The following is a 21,161-nucleotide window of genomic DNA, read 5'->3' as shown; positions in this document are numbered from 1 at the left end:
GTTTAACCCCGAGTTGTCTCCCCACTGCTCGGGGTTTCTTTTTGCCCGCAGGTTTTACTGCGTGGCCTGTTGCTCGAAAAAAATCCGCGCCTGTTGCAGGTAATCCGTGCGCATTTCGGGGTCCAGCCAGTCGGCATACGACTGGTTCAGTTGCTCGTGGGGCAGGGTGCGCAGCAGTTGGTTGATCTCACTGATCGCCTGACGGCCCTGAGGAGTATCGGAACACCCGACAAAGCCAGACAGATACTTGCCGGTGCCGCGAATCGGATAGAACACCAGTTCGTCCTCGGCAATTTGCGCCTGCTGCGCCTGATAGCGGATCTCCGGCCAGTAACCCAGCACCACTTGCAGACGCCCCAGGCGCTGCATCGACAGCAGGCTGCTCAGGGCGTCGTTGCCATAATGCGGCGTCAACGCACCGCCGGGAGCCTGCTTGAGCAGACTGTCGAGATACTCGCCGTAACTGCGTTCCGCGACGACTCCGACCTTGATCTCGCCATTGGCCAGAAATGCCGGCAGATCGACTTCACCGTCGATCAGGTAAGGCGCCAGTACGCCGCGATCCTTCTGACGCACCACCAGACCATTACTGACAGCGCGAAACGCCGGGATAGAGAAAGTGATCCATTGCGTGCGCTCCTTGCTCCAGATCAGCGAGGGATCGCAGGTGAAGGACGGCTCGTGCAGCATCTGCATGCCCCGGGCGCGATTGACCCGCATCAGCGTGTGTTCGTATTGCGGCATGCCGGCGATCAGCATCGGCATCAGTTGATCGATGACGCCCTGGCCCTTTTTCGGGCCTTCGAAGATGGTCAGCGGCGGCAAGTCGCGCAGCAACCAGATCAGCGTGGGTTTCGCTTGCGCCCAGGCCGGCAGGGCCAGCAGAAACAGCAGGCCGAACAGCCGCCACGTCCACCAGTGGTGGGCGCGGTTGGCGTCCGATGTCTGCCGATGTTTCAGGTTAAATAGCTCCGTCTGTGCGCAACCGGGCGATCTGCTGTTCGTCGTAGCCAAGATCGTGCAGTACCTGCGCATTGTGTTCACCGAGTTGCGGCCCGACCCATTCGGAAGTGCCCGGTGTCTCGGAGAGTTTCGGCACGATGCCCGGCATCTTGAAAGGCTTGCCGTCCGGCAGTTTCGCCTGCAGGAACATCTCCCGGGCGAGGTACTGCGGATCGCTGAACATGTCCTCGGCACTGAAGATCCGGCTGGCCGGTACTTCTGCCTGATTGAGCAGGTCGAGCACGCTTTGCAGCGGCAGCGAATTGACCCAGCGGTCGATCACGCCATACAACTCGTCGCGGCGACTGTCGCGCCCGTCGTTGCTCGCCAGTGTCGGGTCGTTGGCCAGATCCTCGCGGCCGATGATCAGCATGAAACGCTTGAAGATTGCGTCGCCATTGGCACCGATCTGCACATGCTTGCCGTCGGCGCTGGTGTGGATCGATGACGGCGTGATGCCCGGCATGATGTTGCCGGTGCGCTCGCGGATGAAGCCGAACACGTCGAACTCCGGCACCATGCTTTCCATCATGGCGAAAATCGCCTCGTACAGCGCGACATCGACCACTTGGCCGAGACCGCCGTTGACCTCGCGATGACGCAGCGCCATCAGCGCGCCGATGACGCCCCACAACGCGGCAATCGAATCACCGATGGAGATCCCGGTGCGCACCGGTGGCCGGTCGTCGAAGCCGGTGATGTAGCGTAAACCGCCCATGGACTCGCCGACCGCGCCGAAGCCCGGTTGATCCTTCATCGGCCCGGTCTGGCCGAACCCCGAGAGGCGCACCATCACCAGTTTCGGATTCAGCGCGTGCAGGGTTTCCCAGCTCAGCCCGAGTTTTTCCAGCACACCGGGGCGAAAGTTCTCGATCAGGATGTCGGCTTCGCCCAGCAGTTTTTTCAGGATCGCCAGACCCTCGGGGTGCTTGAGGTTCAGCGTCAGCGACTTCTTGTTGCGCGCCTGGACGAACCACCACAGCGAGGTGCCTTCATACAATTTGCGCCACTTGCGCAGCGGATCACCGCCGTCGGGCGATTCGATCTTGATCACTTCGGCGCCGAACTCGCCGCAGATGCGCGAGGCGAACGGCCCGGCAATCAACGTACCCAATTCAATGACTTTCACACCGCTGAGCGGTTTGTTGGCGAACGGCATACTGAATCCTGTAGGACAAGGCTGAGCGGATACAGCGTTTTAACATAGCCGGCTGTCAGACGCCGCAGGTTGATCGCCATCAATTCGATGATTGCCTACGGCATCGGTTAGACTTGCCGACTTTCCTCGTATCAAGAAGCCCGTTCATGGCCCAGCCGTCTACCACTTACAAATTCGAACTGAACCTCACTGACCTCGACCGCAGCGTCTACGAGAGCGTCAAGCAGACCATCGCCCGTCACCCTTCGGAAACCGAAGAGCGCATGACCGTGCGGCTGCTGGCTTACGCGCTCTGGTACAACGAACTGCTTTCGTTCGGTCGTGGTCTGTCGGACGTGGATGAACCTGCGCTGTGGGAAAAAAGCCTGGATGACCGCGTTCTGCACTGGATCGAAGTTGGTCAGCCAGACGCTGATCGTCTGACCTGGTGCTCGCGTCGCACCGAGCGCACCAGCCTGCTGGCTTACGGCAGCCTGCGCGTGTGGGAAGGCAAAGTGGTGCCGGTGGCCAAGAACCTGAAAAACGTCAACATCGCTGCGGTGCCGCAGGAAGTGCTGGAAACCCTGGCCAAGGACATGCCGCGCGTCATCAAGTGGGACGTGATGATCAGCGAAGGCACGATCTTCGTCACTGACGACCGTGGTCAGCACGAAGTCCAGCTGGAATGGCTGGCCGGTGAACGCGGCTGATCCTGCGCCGCTTACTGATTAATCCCACGTATTCAAGAGAAGTTTCCGTTAGCCCATGCGTATTGATCCTCGACCGTTGCCTGCCACGCTGCCGTTTCTCGGTGACCTGCCACCTTTGCTGACCCGTTTGTACGCGGCACGGGGTGTGCAGTCCGAGGCGGAGCTGGATAAAAGTCTGGCGCGGCTGATTCCGTTCCAGCAGCTCAAGGGCATCGAGGCAGCGGTGGATCTGCTGGTGACGGCGCTGGAGCAGCGTCAGCGGATTCTGATCGTCGGTGACTTCGACGCCGATGGCGCGACGGCCAGTACGGTCGGCGTGCTTGGCTTGCGTCTGCTGGGCGCGGCGCATGTCGATTATCTGGTGCCGAATCGCTTCGAATACGGCTATGGCCTGACCCCGGAAATCGTCGAGGTTGCCCTGGCGCGCGAGCCGCAGTTGTTGATCACTGTCGACAACGGCATCTCCAGCGTCGAAGGTGTGGCGGCGGCGAAAAAGGCCGGGCTCAAGGTGTTGATCACCGACCACCACTTGCCCGGCGATGAACTGCCGCTGGCCGATGCGCTGGTCAACCCGAACCAGCCCGGCTGCGAGTTTCCGAGCAAGGCGCTGGCCGGGGTCGGGGTGATTTTCTACGTGTTGATGGCCTTGCGCGCGCGCCTGCGCAGCCTCGGCTGGTACGAGAGCAAGCCGCAGCCGAACATCGGCGAACTGCTGGATCTGGTGGCGCTGGGCAGCGTTGCCGACGTGGTGCCGCTGGACGCCAACAACCGGATTCTGGTGCATCAGGGCCTTGAGCGGATTCGCGCCGGGCGCGCACGACCGGGGATCAAGGCGATTCTTGAAGTGGCCAAGCGTGACGCGGCGCGGATTACCTCCACCGACCTGGGTTTCATCGTCGGCCCGCGCCTGAATGCGGCGGGGCGCCTGGATGACATGAGCCTCGGCATTGAATGCCTGCTCACCTCCGATGCCAATCTGGCGCGGGAAATGGCCGCGCAACTGGACGGCATGAACCAGGATCGCAAATCCATCGAGCAGGGCATGCAGCGTGAGGCGCTGGCGCAGCTCAAGGACTTGCCGGTGGAATCGATGCCGTTTGGCCTGTGCCTGTTCGATCCCGAGTGGCATCAGGGAGTGATCGGCATTCTTGCCTCGCGGATGAAAGAACGTTATTTCCGTCCGACCATCGCCTTCGCCGATGCCGGTGACGGTTTGCTCAAGGGCTCGGGGCGTTCGGTGCAGGGTTTCCACATTCGCGATGCTTTGAGCGTGGTTGCGGCGCAGCATCCGAACCTGATTGCCAAGTACGGTGGCCACGCGATGGCGGCCGGTCTGACCTTGCCGCAAGAGAATTTTCCGCTGTTCGCCGAGGCTTTCGATGCCGAAGTGCGTCGGCAACTTCGTGAGGAAGACCTGACCGGGCGCATGCTTTCGGATGGCACGCTGGCGGTCGAGGAATTCCATCTGGAGCTGGCCCGCGCCCTGCGCCATGCCGGGCCTTGGGGCCAGCACTTTCCGGAGCCGCTGTTCCACGGCGTGTTCCAGTTGGTCGAGCAGCGGGTGGTCGGCGAGCGGCACCTGAAAGTGGTGCTGAAAAGCGAGTGCGGGTCGGTGAAGCTGGATGGCATCGCTTTCGGCATCGACCGTGATGTCTGGCCGAACCCGACCATTCAGTGGGTCGAGCTGGCCTACAAGCTCGACGTCAACGAGTTCCGGGGCAACGAGACGGTGCAACTGATGATTGCCCACATCGAACCGCGCTGACGCCATTCGCGAGCAAGTCCGCTCCCACAGGGATATGCATTCCAAAATGTGGGAGCGAGCCTGCTCGCGAAAGCACCCTTTCACACACTGAATCACTCTGAACCCTCCCTCATCCCCGGTTGTCGACTAGGCTCTAAGCACTGCTTGATTGGCCTTGTGACGTCTTGTCGATTTTTTTGCCCGCGGGGGCGGGTGCTGCACCTTTTCCTGTCACTCGTCGACTTTTCAAACAGAACCCTGGAGCCTGCCCACTGATTTGAGAGGTGCCCCATGAGTCTGCTGCTCGAACCCTTTACCCTTCGCCAACTGACCCTGCCCAACCGCATCGCCGTCTCGCCGATGTGCCAGTACTCCAGCGTCGACGGTCTGGCCAACGACTGGCATCTGGTGCATCTGGGCAGCCGCGCGGTGGGCGGTGCCGGCCTTATTTTCACCGAGGCCACGGCGGTCACCGCCGACGGGCGGATCACCGCCGAAGACCTCGGTTTGTGGAACGACGAACAGATCGAACCGCTGCAACGCATCACCCGTTTCATTACGGCTCAGGGCGCTGTCGCCGGCATTCAACTGGCCCACGCCGGGCGCAAGGCCAGCACCCATCGGCCATGGATCGGCAAACACGGCAGCGTCAAACCGGAGGATGGCGGCTGGATTCCGGTCGGGCCGTCACCGATTGCCTTCGACCCGCAACACACGCAACCCAAGCAGCTGGATGAAGGGCAAATCGCCGAAGTCATCCAGGCCTTCGTTGCTGCGGCCAAACGTGCGTTGACCGCAGGTTTCAGCGTGGTCGAGGTGCATGCCGCCCATGGTTATCTGCTGCATCAGTTTCTGTCGCCATTGAGCAATCAGCGCCGCGATCAATACGGTGGTTCGTTCGAAAACCGTATTCGGCTGGTGTTGCAAGTCACCGAGGCCGTGCGCGAGGTCTGGCCACAAGAGTTGCCTGTGTTTGTCCGGGTATCGGCCACCGACTGGGTCGAAGACGGCTGGAACCCGGATGAAACCGTGGAACTGGCGCGCCGCCTCAAGGCACTGGGAGCGGACCTGATCGACGTCTCCTCCGGTGGTACCGCCGCCAACGCCGAGATTCCGGTGGGGCCGGGTTATCAGACGCGCTTCGCCGAACGGGTGCGCAAGGAGTCCGGCATCGCCACCGGCACCGTCGGCATGATCACCGAGCCGGCGCAGGCTGAGCACATTCTGCGCACCTGTCAGGCCGACATCATCTTCCTCGCCCGCGAGCTGCTGCGTGACCCGTACTGGCCGCTGCATGCCGACGATGATCTGGGTGGGCGCAAAGCGGTATGGCCGGCGCAGTATCAGCGCGCGACCCATCGTGATCAGCCGATTCACGAATCCGATCTGCGCGATTGATTTCAAACCGGCGCAACGTCTATAAAACCCGCCATTGAACCGGCGGGTTTTTTCTTGCCTGCCATTTGCCAAGGAAGTCGAGCATGTTGATCGAGCGAGAACTGACCGAACACGACTTGCCGCTGCTGGCGCAGATCGACCGCAGCGAGCTGGTGGAGGAATGTTATCGGCTAAAAAAAGGTGAGCTGATTCTGTACCCGGTACATTTCGACATGCGCGGATGGCCGGTAGGGGAATCTGAGGAAAACGTGCTGGCGCTGGAGAAGTGCTTGCGGCGCGGTGGCTGGTTGTACGGGGTTTTCGATGGGCAGGCGCTGGTCGCGGCGGTGGTTGTGGATAACCGGGTTATTCGCAATCAGGGGTTGAGCATGCGCCAGTTGAAGTTTCTGCACATCAGCCGTGATTACCGCGGGCAAGGGCTGGGGGCGAAGTTGTTTGCGCTGGCCTGCGAGCAGGGCCGGCGATTCGGTGCCGAGGCGTTGTATGTTTCAGCGACTGAATCGCGCAACACTGTGGAGTTTTATCAGAGACAGGGTTGCCGGTTGGTTGATCAGGCGGATCCAGAGTTGTTTGATCAAGAACCCAGAGACATTCATCTGTATTGCCCACTGACCTGACGCAGTTTCTTCAATATCCGATGTTGAATGTTCTGACGCATTCGCGAGCAAGCCCGCTCCCACCCTGGTTCTGTGTCGGTCGCAAACTGTGTGATCGACCGGGATCCAGTGTGGGAGCGGGCTTGCTCGCGAAGAGGCCCTTACAGGCGCCTCAAATCATCAAGGATACTTGCGCTTGTCCAGTGCCGGCGGGAAGTACTGGTACAGCCAGGTCTCGCTCAGTGTGCGGTCATTGGTGCGGATGAACAGGCGCAGTTCCACCGGGTCGACGCTGTCGCTGGTCGGGTACCAGTCGAACAGGATCCGGTAACCCTTGATGTCATCGAGCACCAGCACGCTGAAGTCTTGCACCTTGCCGTTGGAGCAGGTGACCACCGGTTCGATCCCGGTGCCCTGCGGCAGGCGATCCAGGCCACCACCGGTGAAGTCTACGGCAAAACGACGGGCCCAGACCGGCGGGTAATGCTCGCCCGGTGCCCAGCCTTCGACGAACCCCCCCATACCCGAACGGGTCGCGTGCACCCGCGCCAGCGGCGTGCCGACCGGTGGCAGGGCGCTCCAGTAGAGCTTGTAGCCATAGTTCAGCGAGTCGCCGGCAGCCACTGGCTTCTTCGGGGTCCAGAACGCGACGATGTTGTCGAGGGTTTCGCCGGTGGTAGGAATTTCCAGCAGATCGATCGAGCCTTCGCCCCACGCGGTGGTCGGTTCGACCCACAGGCTCGGGCGCTTGCTGTACCAGTCAACGGTGTCCTGATAGTTGGCGAACTCGTGGTCGGTCTGCACCAGACCGAAGCCTTTCGGATCGGTGTCGGCGAACGCGTTGAACTGCAGGGTCGCCGGGTTGTTCAGCGGGCGACAGATCCACTCGCCGTTGCCGCGCCACATCGCCAGGCGATCGGAGTCGTGAATCTGCGGGTGGATGGTGTCGCACATGCGGCGTTCGTGGGTGCCGCAGCTGAACATGCTGGTCATCGGTGCGATGCCCAGTTGTTCGATGGCGGTACGCGCGTTGATGTGGGCGTCGATCTCCATCACCACGCGCTCGGCCTGGCAATCGATGTCGAAGCGGTAGGCACCGGTGGCGCTCGGCGAGTCGAGCAGCGCATAGACCACAAAACGCGTGGCGTTCTGATCCGGGGTCTCGAACCAGAATTTGGTGAAGTCAGGGAATTCTTCGCGCTTTTTCGCGTAGGTGTCGACGGCCAGACCACGGGCCGAGAGGCCATATTGGCCAGTGGCGTCCACCGCGCGGAAATAACTGGCGCCGAGGAACGACACCACGTCATGCCGATCCAGCTCCGGCGCCTTGAACAGCTTGAAACCGGCAAACCCCAGGTCGCCCTTGAGCTGCTGGGTATCGACCGAGGTGTTCTCGTAGTTGAACAGCGTCGGGCGGAAATGCACTTCGCGGGCGGTGCGGGTCTTCGGATCGACGCTGTACATGCGCACCGGTTGACGGAAACCCATACCGACGTGGAAGAACTGCACGTCCAGCTGACCCTTGTTTTCTTTCCACAACGAATGATCGCCGTCGTAGCGGATCGCGTTGAAGTTCTGCGGGGTCATGGTCGCCAAAGTCGGCGGCAGCACCTGTTTGCTGTCCTGATAGGCTGTTCCGGCCAATTGCTTGGCTTGGCGCTTCAGCGCTTCGAAGTCGAAAGCCTGGGCCTCGCCATCGGCGGCGCCACCATTGGCGGCCCAGGCACGGGCGGCCAGCAGGCCGGAAGCCGAGAGACCGGTGTAAGCCGCAATGGCCATCGACGCTTTGAGCAAATTCCTGCGGTGCATAAATACAACCTGTCGTGAGCAATCCCGCGCCGTTCCTGGCACGTGCTGGATCAGAAATTACGGTTCGGACAAGCCTTCGGCCAAACGCAACGGACTATAAACAGATGCCGGCTAGCTTAAACGGTTCGCTCGCCGAGCAAAATTCGTTGATTCACAGTGACAGAGTGTCAATGAAACAAGACATGTCGGTTAAAAATCTGACAGTGCGTTCTGATTTATACGGCATATCTGCTTTTTTCGACTAATTACTCTAAAAACCGCTTTTCAGCGCCGATTAAATTTCTATTCTATGGGCATGGCCGGTGTTGACCGGTAGGGCACACGGCGCTGCTGTAAGGGGCAGGGCGATGTGGTGGTTTAGCAATTCTTTGAAGTATTGAAGGACATCGTCCATGGCAAAAATACAAGGTATCGCCGAAATGCTCGGCATCTTCCCCTGCCTCGGCAGCGGCCGTAGAAGGCGTCGTTTGAGTTCTGAAGAGCTGAAGCTGGTGGAGCGTTATCGCGAGTTGTCGGAGAGCGACCGGATTGCGATGCGGTATCTGGTGGATGCGATGCGCAGTGTTTCGCGGTTTTGAGTGGAAATAAAAAGGTGCGGACTGAAAGGTCCGCCCCTTTTTATCTGGATCAGCTACACGTTCCCAGGACTGGATACGGCCGCTGGCCGCGCATCAACTCCGGCACATCCCGCCATTTGACCCACGCCTGCTGTTGCCAGTGCAGCAGCGGTACGGTAACGCCTGCCCAATGCATTGAGCTCAAGCTCGGGTGGTTTTCCACAGGGCTTGATTGAGTTTCGCGCAGCATCGGGATGACTTCATGGCTCAGCCATTGGCGCAGGTGTCGGTTTTCCGGGACGAAGTGATGGACGAGCAGGGCGAACAGGCCGGACTCGCTGACCATCGCGCAATCGATGATTTCGCCGTCCCGACGCAGGAGGACATGGCGACGCTGGTCGGGATCGAGTTTCAGGGTAAGGCGTTCGTTCAGGGGGTAACCCATCAAGCGACCGAGATCTTGCACGCAGAACCAGGCTTCGTGGTCTTGCATGAATGCGTGGAGGAAGCGGTTGTGGCGGGTGAAGACGGTGGGGGTGAAGTGGGTCGACGATGAGTTTTGGATTTGTGCAGACATGTAGTGACTTCCGATTTGAGTAGGAAAGTCGCCATCAACTCTTCGACAAGTTGGGTGGCGAACCGTATGGCGTTCGAAGTCGGGATACTTCCAGTCAAACACGGAAAAGCCAGAAGGCCCGCGCCACACGGCCCGCCATAAAGCAAAACTGAAGCTGCGAAACAGCCACAATTCAATGGAGGGCATGCAAGCACCGCGTTGACAGTTTCCGGCTTCGACCCCGGGTCGCTGAATGAACAGCGACGGGATAAAGCCTATCGGTCAGGCGCTTGCGGCGACAAGTCTACCCTTTCGCCCCACATCGTAGGAAATGGGGCTTTTTCAGGCAGGCTGTAGCTGTAGGAAATGCCTGTTTTTTTAGATTCCGCTGCTAAACCATCCCTGCACCGAAGATTTTCCTTTATGAGTTAGCAATCGGGAAAAGGGAGAAGCAATTCTGTGAGCAAAGATGAAGCGAAGGGTAAAAAGAGAAAGGTGATCGATCTGGATCGCTTCGAAGCTGTTAGAGGTAAAGCCGATATCAAATGGCGTACTGATGAATTGATGACAGTGCTTCGAGGAGACCCCGGAATCAAATCTCGATTCCGGGGTGATTCTTCTTAGCGACTCACCTTCCAAGCATCCCCAGCCGGCGCCTTCCCATGGTCATACGGCTTGCCGATCCACATGTAAACCAGCCCCAACCCAATCACGATCACCGTGCTTAACACCATCGCATAGTTCACATACCACGCCGCATCCGGCGTACGTGGCCAGGCCATGTTGATGATCGCGCCGACGCCATACACCAGCGCGCCGATGTTCACCGGCCAGCCCCAGGCGCCGAGGGTGAATTTGCCGCTGGGTTTCCAGCCTTTCATCCGCGCATACAAAGCGGCCAGCACGATCATCTGGAACGCGAGGTAGATGCCGATGGCGGCGAAGCTGACGATGGTGGCCACGGCGTCCTGCAGGAAGAAGCCGAGGGCGATGATCAGGGCGGGCAGGACGCCGGACACGAACAGCGCGGCAACTGGCACCTGGGTTGTAGGAGAAATCTTTTTCAGCAGTCGGCTGCCGATGACCATTTCGTCGCGGGCGTAGGAGTACAGCAGACGACTCGCCGCAGCCTGCAGGCTGATGACGCAGGAGATGAAGGAAATCATCACCACGCCCATCACCACTTTCGAGCCGATCGGGCCGAAGGCGTTGTTGAGGATGGTGGTGACCGGGTCCTTGTCGGTGCCGTTGATCACCGCTTGCATGTCCGGCACGGCGAGGATCAGCGCCAGGCAGGCAAACATTGCCGCGATGCCGCCGATGTAGATGGTCATGCGCATGGCCACCGGAATTTTTGCACTGGGGTTCGGGGTTTCTTCGGCGACGTCGCCGCAGGCCTCGAAGCCGTAGTAGAGGAACATCCCGGCCAGCGAAGCGGTGAGGAACGCCGGCAGGTATGAGCCATCGACGCTGATGTCGAAAGTGTTGAACAGCACACTCAGCGGTTGGTGGCGCTCGAAGATCAGCAGGTACACGCCGACGATTACCGCGCCGACCAGTTCGCAGAGGAAGCCGAACATGGCGATACGCGCCAGCACTTTGGTGCCGCTCAGATTGACCAGCGTGGCGAACAAGGTCAGCACCAGCGCGATGACGATGTTGGTGTTGTTGCTCGGCTCAAACCCGAGCATCGCCGCCAGATACGGGCCGGCACCGACGGCCACCGCCGCGATGGTCACGCACAGGGCGATGGAGTAGATCCAGCCGACCATCCACGCCCATTTTTTGCCGACCAGACGTCGCGCCCATGGATAAACGCCGCCGGAAATCGGGAACTGCGAGACCACTTCGCCGAAGATCAGGCACACCAGCAACTGGCCGCAACCGACCAGCAAGTAAGCCCAGAACATCGGTGGCCCGCCGGCCGCGAGGCACAGGCCGAACAGGGTATAAACCCCCACGACCGGTGACAGATAGGTGAACCCTAAAGCGAAGTTTTCCCACAGGCTCATGCTGCGGTTGAAGTTGGAGGTGTAGCCGAGTTTGCGCAGTTGTTCGGCATCGCTGTCGGCAACGGCGGCCGAGAATTCGGGTGAGGCACTCATGGGTGTTTGCTCCGTGAAATCGGCAGATTTCGGATGGCCGAAGCCGTGGCGGGGCTTTGTGGGCGCCGCCCGGGTCGGTAGTTATTGTTAGGTGTTGAATCCTGGTGGTGCGTGTGGCCGGTTTCCGCCTTGAAGCCGGAGTTGACGCCATCGCGAGCAGGCTCACTCCTACAGGTTGAAATGCGATTCCTTGTAGGAGCCAGCCTGCTGGCGATGCTTTAGTGCTTGAACATCACATGCCGAACCGTGGTGTAGTCCTCCAGCCCATACATGGACATGTCCTTGCCGTAACCGGACAATTTCTGCCCGCCATGGGGCATTTCGCTGACGAGCATGAAGTGTGTGTTGACCCAAGTGCAGCCGTACTGCAACCGCGCCGACAAGCGATGCGCGCGTCCGACATCCGCCGTCCACACCGAGGACGCCAGGCCGTAGTCGGAGTCGTTGGCCCACTCCAGCGCCTGCGCTTCATCGGTGAACTTGGTTACCGACACCACCGGCCCGAACACTTCACGGCGAACGATTTCGTCATCCTGTTGCGCGTCGGCCAGCACCGTCGGTTCGAAGAAGAAACCGTCGCCTTCCACAGCCTTGCCACCGGTGATCAAGCGAATGTGCGACTGTGCCACGGCGCGTTCGACGAAAGCGGCCACGCGGTCGCGATGCTGCGCGGTGATCAATGGCCCCAGTTCGGTCGACGGATCATCCTGCAAGCCGTACTTGATGCTGCTCACCGCCGCGCCGAGCTTCTCGACAAACTTGTCGTAGATGCCTTGCTGCGCATAGATCCGGCACGCGGCAGTGCAGTCCTGTCCGGCGTTGTAGAAACCGAAGGTGCGGATGCCTTCGACGGCGGCATCGATGTCGGCGTCGTCGAAGATGATCACCGGCGCCTTGCCACCCAGTTCCATGTGCATGCGTTTGACGCTGTCGGCGGTGCTGGAAATGATGTTCGAGCCAGTGGCGATGGAGCCGGTCAGCGAGACCATGCGCACTTTAGGATGCGTGACCAGCGGGCTGCCGACGCTAGGACCGCGACCGAATACCAAATTGAGTACACCGGCCGGGAAGATTTCCGACGCCAGTTCGGCCAGACGCAACGCGGTCAGCGGGGTTTGTTCCGACGGCTTGAGCACCACGGTATTACCGGCAGCGAGGGCCGGGGCGATTTTCCAGGCGACCATCATCAACGGGTAGTTCCACGGCGCGATGGACGCGATCACGCCCACTGGGTCGCGGCGGATCATCGAGGTGTGGCCGGGCAGGTATTCGCCACCGGCCGAACCGCTCATGCAACGGCTGGCGCCAGCGAAGAAACGGAACACGTCGGCAATCGCCGGGATCTCGTCGTTCAATGCAGCGCTGTAGGGTTTACCGCAGTTGTCGGATTCGAGTTTCGCCAGTTCCTCGCCGTGGGCTTCGATGGCGTCGGCGAGTTTGAGCAGCAGCAGCGAACGGTCTTTCGGTGTGGTTTGCGACCACTCGGCGAACGCATTATCGGCGGCGCGCACGGCGGCATCGACTTGGGCCTCGGAGGCCTCGTTGATCTCCACCAGTACGCTGCCGAGCGCCGGGTTGAGCACCGGTTGGGCCGGGCCTTCGCCGTTGACCAGGTGGCCGTTGATCAAGAGTCTGGTTTGCATGTCTGTTGTCCTCTTCGAAGCAATTGTTATTTTTCTGAAGAAACCGGGTTCCATTGTGGGAGCGGGCTTGCTCGCGAAAGCGGTGGGTCAGCCGACATCAATGCTGAATTTGATTGCCTCTTCGCGAGCAAGCCCGCTCCCACATTTCGATCCGGTTTCTTCAGTTATTCGGTTATTTCCCACCACTGCCCGCGACACTCTCGCCACCCCGGGTCAGGTAATACGCGCCGAGAATCGGCAGCATGGTCACCATCATCACCAGCATGGCGACGACGTTGGTCACCGGCACATCCCGTGGGCGGCTGAGCTGGTTGAGCAGCCACAACGGCAACGTGCGCTCATGCCCGGCGGTGAACGTGGTGACGATGATTTCGTCGAACGACAGCGCAAAGGCGAGCATGCCGCCGGCCAGCAACGCCGAGCCGAGGTTCGGCAGGATGATGTAGCGGAAGGTCTGCCAACCGTCGGCACCAAGATCCATCGACGCCTCGATCAAACTGTGCGAGGTGCGGCGCAGACGGGCGATGACGTTGTTGTAGACGATCACCACGCAGAAGGTCGCGTGGCCGACGATGATGGTGAACATCCCCGGCTCGATCCCCAGTGTCTTGAACGTCGCCAGCAGCGCGATCCCGGTGATGATCCCCGGCAGCGCGATCGGCAAAATCAGCATCAGCGAAATGCCCTGCTTGCCGAAGAAATCGCGGCGGTACAACGCTGCCGAAGCCAGCGTACCGAGCACCATCGCGATCAACGTGGCGATGGCGGCAATCTGCAGCGAGAGCTTGATCGCCTCCAGCACATCCGGCCGCGAAAACGCCACGCTGAACCAGTGCAGGGTGAAGCCCTTCGGCGGAAAGCTGAACGCGGCTTCCTCGGTGTTGAAGGCGTAAAGAAAGATGATCAGGATCGGGAAGTGCAGAAACACCAACCCGCCCCAGGCTGCGATGCGCAGACCGAGAGATGCTTTTTCAGAGTGCATCGAAGGCCCCCAGTCGTTTGACGATGGACAGGTAAATGGCGATCAACACAATCGGCACCAACGTGAACGCTGCGGCCATCGGCATGTTGCCGATCGCACCTTGCTGCGCGTACACCATACTGCCGACGAAGTAACCCGGCGGCCCGACCAATTGCGGCACGATGAAGTCGCCCAGGGTCAGGGAAAAAGTGAAGATCGAACCGGCCGCAATTCCTGGCACCGACAGCGGCAAAATCACCTGCATGAAGGTCTGGCGCGGCTTGGCCCCGAGGTCGGCGGAAGCCTGCAACAGCGATGGCGGCAGACGTTCCAGCGACGCTTGAATCGGCAGGATCATGAACGGCAGCCAGATGTAGACGAACACCATGAACCGTCCCAGATGTGAGGTCGACAAGGTGCTGCCGCCCACCCCGGGAATGCCGAGGATGAACTGCAACACCGGCTCCAGTCCCAGATGCTGGACGAACCATTGCGCGACGCCGCCCTTGGCCAACAGTAACGTCCAGGCGTAGGCCTTGACGATGTAACTGGCCCACATCGGCATCATCACTGCGATGTAGAAAAACGCCTTGGTCTTGCCCGTGGTGTAGCGCGCCATGTAGTAGGCAATCGGGAACGCGACGATGGCGCTGGCGATCGACACGACGATGGCCATGCTCAGCGTGCGCAAAATGATGTCGAAGTTCGATGGCTGAAACAGCGCGGCAAAATTCGCCAGGGTCAGGTCAGGGGTGACCGCCATGGTGAAGTCGTCGAAGGTGTAGAAACCCTGCCACAACAGCACCAGCAGCGAGCCGAGGTAGATCGCGCCAAACCACAGCAACGGCGGCACCAGCAGCAGCGACAGATACAGGTTCGGTTTGCGATAGAGCAGGTTGGAGAACCGGCGCAGGGGCGGCGATTGGGTCATTGCGAGCGTGCTCATTTCAGACCCCGCTCGCGACGGTGTCATGCAGCGGGATCATCGCTTCCCGCGCCCAGCGTGCGCTCAGGCGCTGGCCGGTCTGGTGTTGTGCGCTGCTGTCGATCCACTGATTGTTGGCGTGGCTGATGCTCAGGGTCTGGCCGTTTTCCAGCGTCAGTTCATAGCGCGTGGCGCTGCCCTGATACTGGATGTCGTGGAGCAGACCGCTGACTTCGATTTCATGGCTGGCGAGAGGCCCTTCGGCGAAACGCACGTGTTCGGGGCGAATCGAAAACGGCTGCGGATGGCCGCTGAGCTGGCGCGCCAGATCGCCGCGAATCACGTTCGAGGTGCCGACGAATTCGGCGACGAACGTGGTGGTGGGTTTCATGTACAGATTGCGCGGGGTGTCGACCTGTTCGATGCGGCCCTTGTTGAATACAGCGACGCGATCGGACATCGACAGCGCCTCGGTCTGGTCGTGAGTGACGAAGATGAAAGTGATGCCGAGCTGGCGTTGCAGCTTCTTCAGTTCACTCTGCATCTGCTCGCGCAATTTCAGGTCGAGGGCGCCCAATGGCTCATCAAGCAACAGCACGCGCGGGCGATTGACCAAGGCGCGGGCGAGGGCGACACGCTGGCGCTGACCGCCGGACAACTGCACCGGTTTGCGTGCGCCATAACCGCCGAGGGCGACCATGTCCAACGCCTCTTCGGCGCGCTTGTGGCGCTCGGTTTTGCTCACGCCTTTGACCTTCAAGCCATAGGCTACGTTGTCCAGCACGTTCATGTGCGGGAACAGCGCGTAGTCCTGGAAGACGGTGTTCACATCACGTTGATACGGCGGCAGACCGGCGGCTTCGGCGCCGTGAATGCGGATCGAGCCGGCACTCGGTTGTTCGAAACCGGCGATCAGGCGCAGGCAGGTGGTCTTGCCCGAGCCGGAAGGGCCGAGCATGGAAAAGAACTCGCCGTCCTGGATGTCGATGGAAACCCGGTCAACGGCCTTCACCTCGCCGAACTGCCGGGAAACGTTGGTGAACTGGACTGCAAGCGTCATGGTGCGGTGCTCCAAAAAGGCGTGGGCCGTCGCCTGGACTTCTGAAAAAGCTGAAACGAATGCGATCTACCGGTGATGGAGATCAAATGTGGGAGCGGGCTTGCTCGCGAATGCGGTCTTTCATTCGACTTTGATGCTGACTCACCTGGCGCTTTCGCGAGCAAGCCCGCTCCCACAGGGAGAGCGGAGTCAACTCAAAGGCTAACGGCCGCCCATGATCGCAATGTAGTCCTGAGTCCAGCGGCTATAAGGCACGAACTTGCCGCCCTCAGCCTGCGGGGTTTTCCAGAAGGCGATCTTGTCGAACTGGTCGAAGCCATTGGTCTTGCAACCCTCGGCGCCGAGCAGTTCGCTCTCCTTGCACGCCGCGGGCACGGCTGGCAACGAACCGAACCACGCCGCCACGTCACCCTGGACTTTCGGCTGCAACGACCAGTCCATCCACTTGTAGGCGCAGTTCGGATGCTTGGCTTCGGCGTGCAGCATGGTGGTGTCGGCCCAACCAGTGGCGCCCTCTTTGGGAATGGTCGAGGCGATCGGCTGTTTCTCGTTGATCAGGCCGTTGACCTGATACGGCCACGCGCTCGACGCGACAACACCTTCGTTCTTGAAGTCGCTCATCTGCACCGTGGTGTCGTGCCAGTAACGGTGAATCAATGGCTGCTGCGCGCGCAACAGATCGAGCACGGCCTTGTACTGCGCCTCGGTGAGTTGATACGGATCCTTGATCCCCAGCTCAGGTTTGGCGGTCTTCAGGTACAGCGCCGCATCGGCGATGTAGATCGGGCCGTCATAGGCCTGCACGCGACCCTTGTTCGGTTTGCCGTCGGGGAAATTCTGCGCGTCGAACAGTACGTTCCAGCTGGTCGGCGGCGTCTTGAATACGTTGGTGTTGTACATCAGCACGTTCGGGCCCCACTGATACGGGGTGCCGTAGGTCTGGTTGTTGACCACGTACCACGGCGCATCTTTCAGCCGTGGGTCGAGGGTTTTCCAGTTCGGGATCAACGCGGTGTTGATCGGTTGCACACGCTTGCCGACGATCAGGCGCAACGAGGCATCGCCCGAAGCGGTGACCAGATCGTAACCACCCTTGGCCATCAGGCTGACCATCTCGTCGGAGGTCGCGGCGGTCTTGACGTTGACCTTGCAGCCGGTTTCCTTCTCGAAACCGCTCACCCAGTCGTAAGCCTTGTCGCTCTCGCCACGTTCGATGTAGCCCGGCCAGGCCACGATATCCAGCTGACCCTCGCCGGCGCCGACCGCCTTCAGCGGCTCGGCAGCTTGCAGGCTGGCGCTGGCCAGCAAGGCTGTGGTGATTGCACTGAGCAGTGCGGTCTTGTGCACGAACATGGTTGAACCCTCTTCTTTAAATTATGGTCGGGGCAGTTGTGAACGCGGTGCAGCATGCCGTTGGCGGCTTGTTATTAGCGTAGTCAGAGATGCTGGCCGTGGCGGGCCATGATGTGCCGCACCACGCTGTAGTCCTGCAGCGAATCACTGGATAAGTCTTTGCCGTATCCGGAGCGTTTCAGCCCGCCGTGGGGCATTTCGCTGACCAGCATGAAATGGCTGTTGATCCACGTGCAGCCGTACTGCAAACGGGCGGCGACCTGCATTGCCTTGTCCAGATTCTGCGTCCACACCGACGAGGCGAGGCCGTATTCGGAGTCGTTGGCCCAGTCCACGGCTTGCGCGAGTTCGTCGAAGCGGGTCACGGTGACCACCGGGCCGAACACTTCTCGCTGGACGATTTCATCAGTCTGTTTGCAACCGGCCAGCAACGTCGGCTGGTAGAAGAACCCGGCGCCGGAATGCACCGCCGCGCCGGTCACCCGCTCGATGTGCGGCTGGCCGAGGGCGCGCTCGACGAAACTGGCCACGCGGTCGCGCTGGCGGGTGCTGATCAGCGGGCCGATCTCGTTGTCGGCATCGCGCTTGCCGGCGAAGCGCAGGCTGCTGACCGCTGCGCCGAGTTCGGCGACAAGTTTGTCGTGAATGCCGGCTTGCGCGTAGATCCGGCACGCGGCGGTGCAGTCCTGCCCGGCGTTGTAATAACCGTAGGTGCGCACGCCGTCGACCACCGCTTGAATGTCGGCATCGTTGCAGACGATCACCGGGGCTTTGCCGCCGAGTTCCAGATGCGTGCGCTTGAGGGTTTTTGCTGCCGCCTGAAGGATCTTCTGCCCGGTGACGATATCGCCGGTCAGCGAGACCATGCGCACCTTGGCGTGCCCGACCAGATGGCTGCCGACGCCTTCACCGCCGCCGCAGATGATGTTGATCACCCCGCGCGGCAGGATCTCGGCGAGTGCTGGCGCCAGTGCGAGGATCGACAGCGGTGTGTGTTCCGACGGCTTGAACACCAGCGTATTGCCGGCGGCGAGGGCCGGGGCGATTTTCCACGCGGCCATCATGATCGGGTAGTTCCACGGGGCAATCGACGCCACCACGCCAATCGGATCGCGACGCACCATGCTGGTGTAGCCCGGCAGGTATTCGCCGCTGAGCTGACCGGTCTGGCAGCGCACGGCACCAGCGAAGAAGCGGAACACGTCGACGGTGGCGGTCAGATCGTCCTGCCGCGCCAAGTGCAGCGGCTTGCCGCAGTTCAGCGCTTCGAGGCGGGCGAGGTAATCGGCGTGTTTTTCGACGGCGTTGGCGATGTCCAGCAGCAGACTGGAACGTTGTTGCGGCGTGGTGCGCGACCATTCGCCAAAAGCGCGATGGGCGGCGAGGATCGCGGTTTCGACCTGCTCGGTGCTGGCCTCGGCGATGTGGGTGAGGATTTCACCGCTGGCCGGGTTGAGGATCGGTTCGACAAAACCCTGCCCGGCGACCAGTTCGCCGTCGATCAACAACGCGGTACACATCGGGGTCTGCACGCCAGCCATTTTCCGCGATCTCTTTTCTTGTGTGGTCATTGTGGCTCCCGTGCCCGGGAGCCGACCGTCTTATAGATGCAGCAAGACTAGTGCGCGGCTCCGAGGTCGACAAATTCTAAATACTGAAGGTGGCATTCGATTAAATAGATGGCTTGCGTCCGCCGTGCGGTTGTTCGCGGGCTACGGTCAGGAATGGATCAACCAGGGCAGGGCGCGCGGTCCCTCGGCGCCAGGCCAGACCGACGTCGAGGGTCTGGTTGAGGTCGGCAATCGGCCGCGCTTCGATGATGTCGCCCTCCAGTGACCACGGGCGGTAAGTCATGTCCGGTTGAATCGATACGCCCAGACCTGCCGCCACCAGACTTCGCACCGCCTCGGTGGATGCGGTTCTGAGAGTGATCTTCGGTTGCAGCCCGGCGCCGCGCCAAAGTCTTTGGGCGTTGCGATCCATTTCATCAACATTCAGTTGAATCAGCGGCTCGCGCGCGACATCGGCGAGGTTGATGCTGTCGTGTTCCAGCAGCGGATGCTGGGCCGGCAGCCACAGACGGTGCGGCGAGTGGGTCAGCACTTCGGTCTGCAGGGCGTGGCGGTCTTCGAGGTTGGACAGGATCAGCACGCCAACATCGATTTCGCCGCTGACCAGCAAATGCTCGATGTACGGCCGCTCGTCCTCCATCACCCGGATCTCGACGTTGGGATAGGCACGCTGGAATCGGGTGAGCAGATCGGCGAGGTAATAACCGGCGACCAGGCTGGTCACGCCGACGATCAACTGTCCGGCGACCTGATCGGTGCTTTGTTGCAGGCTGCGCTTGGCATTGTCCACGGTGGCCAGAATCAGGTGCGCCTGCCGCAGGAACTGGTGGCCCTGATGGGTCAGGGTCATGCCCTTGGCGTGGCGGCTGAACAGGCTGACGCCGATTTCCTCTTCCAGTTGCTGAATGGCGAGGGTCAGGGTCGATTGGGAAATAAACGCGGTTTGCGCGGCGGCGGAAATCGAGCCGGTCTCGGCCACCGCGATGAAGTGACGGATCTGACGCAGGGTCATCATGAGGAGGGGTACCCGGTGGGCGGCTTTTATAGATTGGCCTGAGTGTATATCTATTTTCGCGAAGGGCCTGCGCCTGCTGAGCAACATCTGGAAGTACACTTGCGGGCAGGGCCGGGGCACTTTCGAACTAGGCTGAGGGCCTGATAGATCCGGATAACCCCTGTTTTGGAGGCGGAACATGAACACCCGTGGATTGCTCGATCAACTTCTCAAGTCCGGCCAGGATCTGTTGCAGAACAAGGCCGGTAACGCGCAGAACAAACCCGCGGCTGGCGGGCTGGGCGGTTTGCTCGGTGGGTCTTCAGGCTCCGGTGCGCTGGGCGGCTTGCTCTCGGGGGCGGGCGGTGGTGCTCTGGCGGCCGGGGCCATGGGCCTGCTGCTCGGCAGCAAAAAGGCGCGCAAGGTCGGCGGCAAAGTTGCGGTCTACGGTGGCCTCGCTGCCCTTGGTGTGCTGGCCTATAAGGCTTACGGCAACTGGAACGCCCAGAAAGGCACCGCCCCACAAACCGAACCGCAAACCCTGGATCGTCTGCCACCGGCGCAAGCCGAACAACACAGCCAGGCGATTCTCAAGGCGCTGGTCGCCGCCGCGAAGGCTGACGGCCACATCGATGACCGCGAACGTCAACTGATTGAAGGCGAATTCACCAAACTCGACAACGATCAGGAATTGCGACACTGGCTGCACGCCGAACTCAACAAACCCCTCGACCCGGTCGACGTCGCCCGGGCCGCGAGCACGCCGGAGATGGCTGCCGAGATGTACATCGCCAGCGTGATGCTGGTGGATGAGGAGAGCTTTATGGAAAAGGCGTATCTGGAGGAGTTGGCCAAGCAACTGAAGCTGGAGCCGGGGTTGAAGGTGGAGCTGGAGAAGCAGGTGCGCCTGGCATCGCAATAGAACTGCCTGAACACGGTACTCATGTAGGAGCTGCGGGGCGGAGCGGGATTTTGTTGTTGGGTTTTAATAATAAAAGATAGGAGGGGGGCGGCGCGCCTTCAAGGGTTTGGGCTGGGG

Annotated in this window: 19 protein-coding genes; 7 read left to right on the top strand and 12 right to left on the bottom strand. The window is 60.8% G+C overall.

Annotation, left to right across the window (positions count from 1 at the left end):
- Nucleotides 1–54: 54 nt before the first annotated feature.
- On the bottom strand, nt 55–1,014 hold the full coding sequence (locus LVD08_RS07550; RefSeq protein WP_247267831.1) for a TIGR02285 family protein: 960 nt from the start codon (nt 1,012–1,014) through the stop codon (nt 55–57).
- Complete coding sequence (locus tag LVD08_RS07545; RefSeq protein WP_247267830.1) at nt 962–2,161, bottom strand: CaiB/BaiF CoA transferase family protein; 1,200 nt, start codon at nt 2,159–2,161, stop codon at nt 962–964. Before LVD08_RS07545 ends, LVD08_RS07550 begins: the two co-directional genes overlap by 53 nt.
- 146 nt (nt 2,162–2,307) lie before the next feature.
- Between LVD08_RS07545 and LVD08_RS07540 the strand changes: the two genes are divergently transcribed.
- From LVD08_RS07540 to LVD08_RS07525, 4 genes are all read left to right on the top strand, one after another.
- Nucleotides 2,308–2,850 (top strand): YaeQ family protein, encoded by a 543-nt coding sequence (locus LVD08_RS07540; protein ID WP_003222001.1) that lies wholly within the window; start codon nt 2,308–2,310, stop codon nt 2,848–2,850.
- Nucleotides 2,851–2,905: 55 nt separating this feature from the next.
- Complete coding sequence (recJ, locus tag LVD08_RS07535; protein ID WP_247267829.1) at nt 2,906–4,615, top strand: single-stranded-DNA-specific exonuclease RecJ; 1,710 nt, start codon at nt 2,906–2,908, stop codon at nt 4,613–4,615.
- 270 nt (nt 4,616–4,885) lie between these two features.
- The gene (locus LVD08_RS07530; RefSeq protein WP_095138300.1) at nt 4,886–5,992 is read left to right on the top strand and encodes an NADH:flavin oxidoreductase/NADH oxidase; all 1,107 of its coding nucleotides are present in this window, start codon (nt 4,886–4,888) and stop codon (nt 5,990–5,992) included.
- An 83-nt stretch (nt 5,993–6,075) separates the two neighbouring features.
- Nucleotides 6,076–6,609: a GNAT family N-acetyltransferase gene (locus tag LVD08_RS07525; RefSeq protein WP_247267828.1), complete on the top strand. Its 534-nt coding sequence runs from the start codon at nt 6,076–6,078 to the stop codon at nt 6,607–6,609.
- Nucleotides 6,610–6,768: 159 nt separating this feature from the next.
- Here the strand turns inward: LVD08_RS07525 and LVD08_RS07520 are convergent, their stop codons facing one another.
- Entirely contained in the window at nt 6,769–8,397 is a 1,629-nt protein-coding gene (locus LVD08_RS07520) for a glucan biosynthesis protein D (RefSeq protein WP_247267827.1), read from the bottom strand.
- A gap of 392 nt (nt 8,398–8,789) precedes the next feature.
- Between LVD08_RS07520 and LVD08_RS07515 the strand changes: the two genes are divergently transcribed.
- Complete coding sequence (locus LVD08_RS07515) at nt 8,790–8,975, top strand: hypothetical protein (protein ID WP_003222012.1); 186 nt, start codon at nt 8,790–8,792, stop codon at nt 8,973–8,975.
- Between the two features lie 49 nt (nt 8,976–9,024).
- Here LVD08_RS07515 and LVD08_RS07510 read toward each other — a convergent pair whose 3' ends face one another.
- Entirely contained in the window at nt 9,025–9,531 is a 507-nt protein-coding gene (locus LVD08_RS07510; protein ID WP_247267976.1) for a BRO-N domain-containing protein, read from the bottom strand.
- Between the two features lie 438 nt (nt 9,532–9,969).
- Between LVD08_RS07510 and LVD08_RS07505 the strand changes: the two genes are divergently transcribed.
- Complete coding sequence (locus LVD08_RS07505; protein ID WP_160056119.1) at nt 9,970–10,134, top strand: hypothetical protein; 165 nt, start codon at nt 9,970–9,972, stop codon at nt 10,132–10,134.
- Here LVD08_RS07505 and LVD08_RS07500 read toward each other — a convergent pair.
- The 8 genes from LVD08_RS07500 to LVD08_RS07465 form a co-directional block, all read right to left on the bottom strand.
- Nucleotides 10,131–11,615: an APC family permease gene (locus LVD08_RS07500; protein WP_247267826.1), complete on the bottom strand. Its 1,485-nt coding sequence runs from the start codon at nt 11,613–11,615 to the stop codon at nt 10,131–10,133. The two genes, LVD08_RS07505 and LVD08_RS07500, sit on opposite strands and share 4 nt — an antisense overlap.
- Before the next feature lie 218 nt (nt 11,616–11,833).
- Nucleotides 11,834–13,258: a gamma-aminobutyraldehyde dehydrogenase gene (locus LVD08_RS07495; protein WP_247267825.1), complete on the bottom strand. Its 1,425-nt coding sequence runs from the start codon at nt 13,256–13,258 to the stop codon at nt 11,834–11,836.
- Between the two features lie 172 nt (nt 13,259–13,430).
- Nucleotides 13,431–14,240: an ABC transporter permease gene (locus LVD08_RS07490; RefSeq protein WP_007967757.1), complete on the bottom strand. Its 810-nt coding sequence runs from the start codon at nt 14,238–14,240 to the stop codon at nt 13,431–13,433.
- Nucleotides 14,230–15,165 (bottom strand): ABC transporter permease, encoded by a 936-nt coding sequence (locus tag LVD08_RS07485; RefSeq protein ID WP_247267824.1) that lies wholly within the window; start codon nt 15,163–15,165, stop codon nt 14,230–14,232. The genes LVD08_RS07490 and LVD08_RS07485 overlap by 11 nt, the downstream gene beginning before the upstream one ends.
- A gap of 1 nt (nt 15,166) precedes the next feature.
- Nucleotides 15,167–16,204 (bottom strand): ABC transporter ATP-binding protein, encoded by a 1,038-nt coding sequence (locus tag LVD08_RS07480; protein ID WP_134785514.1) that lies wholly within the window; start codon nt 16,202–16,204, stop codon nt 15,167–15,169.
- Between the two features lie 201 nt (nt 16,205–16,405).
- Nucleotides 16,406–17,557 (bottom strand): putative ABC transporter substrate-binding protein YdcS, encoded by a 1,152-nt coding sequence (gene ydcS / locus LVD08_RS07475; RefSeq protein WP_096795797.1) that lies wholly within the window; start codon nt 17,555–17,557, stop codon nt 16,406–16,408.
- A gap of 83 nt (nt 17,558–17,640) precedes the next feature.
- Nucleotides 17,641–19,098 carry a gamma-aminobutyraldehyde dehydrogenase gene (locus LVD08_RS07470; RefSeq protein WP_247267975.1) on the bottom strand — a complete coding sequence of 486 codons (1,458 nt, stop codon included), beginning with the start codon at nt 19,096–19,098 and terminating at the stop codon, nt 17,641–17,643.
- 130 nt (nt 19,099–19,228) lie between these two features.
- Nucleotides 19,229–20,143 (bottom strand): LysR family transcriptional regulator, encoded by a 915-nt coding sequence (locus LVD08_RS07465; RefSeq protein WP_007967749.1) that lies wholly within the window; start codon nt 20,141–20,143, stop codon nt 19,229–19,231.
- A 178-nt stretch (nt 20,144–20,321) separates the two neighbouring features.
- On the opposite strand from LVD08_RS07465, the gene LVD08_RS07460 reads away from it, so the two are divergent.
- Nucleotides 20,322–21,044 (top strand): tellurite resistance TerB family protein, encoded by a 723-nt coding sequence (locus tag LVD08_RS07460; RefSeq protein ID WP_247267823.1) that lies wholly within the window; start codon nt 20,322–20,324, stop codon nt 21,042–21,044.
- The last annotated feature ends 117 nt before the right edge of the window (nt 21,045–21,161 follow it).

Origin of the sequence: Pseudomonas sp. YL2 (genome assembly GCF_023063025.1) — a bacterium.
Classification (GTDB): Bacteria; Pseudomonadota; Gammaproteobacteria; order Pseudomonadales; family Pseudomonadaceae; genus Aquipseudomonas; species Aquipseudomonas putida_A.
This window is presented reverse-complemented; position numbering and strand designations above follow the sequence as displayed.